The 1,100-nt window shown below is 70.4% G+C and carries 1 protein-coding gene and 1 pseudogene; one reads left to right on the top strand and one right to left on the bottom strand.

Features of this window, described 5'->3' with window-relative positions; genetic code table 11:
• Positions 1-76 precede the first annotated feature (76 nt).
• The gene (locus ACLEQD_RS44015) at positions 77-643 is read right to left on the bottom strand and encodes a hypothetical protein (RefSeq protein WP_410391881.1); all 567 of its coding nucleotides are present in this window, start codon (positions 641-643) and stop codon (positions 77-79) included.
• A 221-nt stretch (positions 644-864) separates the two neighbouring features.
• Between ACLEQD_RS44015 and ACLEQD_RS44010 the strand changes: the two are divergent.
• A pseudogene (locus tag ACLEQD_RS44010) lies at positions 865-1,100 on the top strand (hypothetical protein); the annotation flags it as partial.

The raw sequence follows: 1,100 nt of genomic DNA, 5'->3' as shown, positions 1-1,100 counted from the left end.
GCCCGTCGTCGTGGCCCCCGCGGGCGCGGCGCCCGCCGTCACGGCCGCCGCGGAGCGCTGAGGTCTTGAGGGCCTGCTACGGGGTCTCGGTGGGCAGGGTGAAGCGGTAGAGGACCTCCAGGTCCCCCTTGCTGAAGCCCTTGAGGACCTCGTGGTGGATCTCCTTGCGGCCGCTCAGGTACGCGAGGCCGCCGGCGGCGAAGCCCATCACGGCGAGCTCGAAGTAGACGTGCGGCCGGGGCACGCCGGTGATGCGCAGCTCCACGGTGTTGCCCTGCAGCTGCGCGGTCAGCTCGCCCTCGGTGAAGTAGCCCTTCCAGATGCCGGGGGTGAAGAGGGCGAAGCGGCGGAAGTCGTCCTTGCCGAACATCGTCTTGAGCTGGCCCTGGCCCAGCGCGTACTCGGCGGACTTGATGCCGTATTGCCAGTAGGCCTTGGTGTCGCCGCCGTAGAAGCGCTGGGTCATGGCCTCGTTGAAGCGCAGGAAGGCATCCGCCGGGATGCGCGACACGGGCATGATGAGCTGTCCGAAGATGGGGTCCCGCTTCGCCTGCTCCGCGACGAAGGCCTTCCATGCCGGTTCGCCGAAGGCCTGCACCATCATGGTCTGCCGTGCCAGGAACGCGACGCCTTTGACATCCATCCGTAAGCCTCCCACCGGCCGCTCCGGGTTCGCCGCGGACCCCGGCCGGGTCGTATCGCGCATTGTGTCTCCCAGCCCCCTCCCGGGCGATACGCATCGTGACAATTCACCGGGTCGTCCGTCGGGCCCAACACGGTGAAACCTGTCATCGCGGACACAGTGCTCCACTGAAGGTGTATCCGGGGCAGCGGGATGTCCGGTGCAGGACTAGGTTCCTGGCGGTGCGGCCCCTTGCCCTGCTCCCCAGACCCGGTCGTGCGCGCCGGGCGCTGCTCCTGTGCGCGGGCGTGCTCACGGGTGGTGTGTTCGGGCTCGTGTGGTGGGTGGACCGCTTCGGCCGGCGCGAGCACGTGGGCGCCGCGGACGCGCTGGTGGTGCTGGGCGCGCGGGTGCTGCCGGGCGTGTGCCGTCCGGTGCGCTGGTGGCGCGCGTGGAGCAGGCGGTGCGCTGGCAGGCG

The sequence above is a fragment of the Corallococcus sp. 4LFB genome (assembly GCF_046520365.1).
Taxonomy (GTDB): Bacteria; Myxococcota; Myxococcia; order Myxococcales; family Myxococcaceae; genus Corallococcus; species Corallococcus caeni.
Note: the sequence above shows the minus strand (reverse complement) of the source record. Positions and strands in the feature narration are given on the sequence as shown.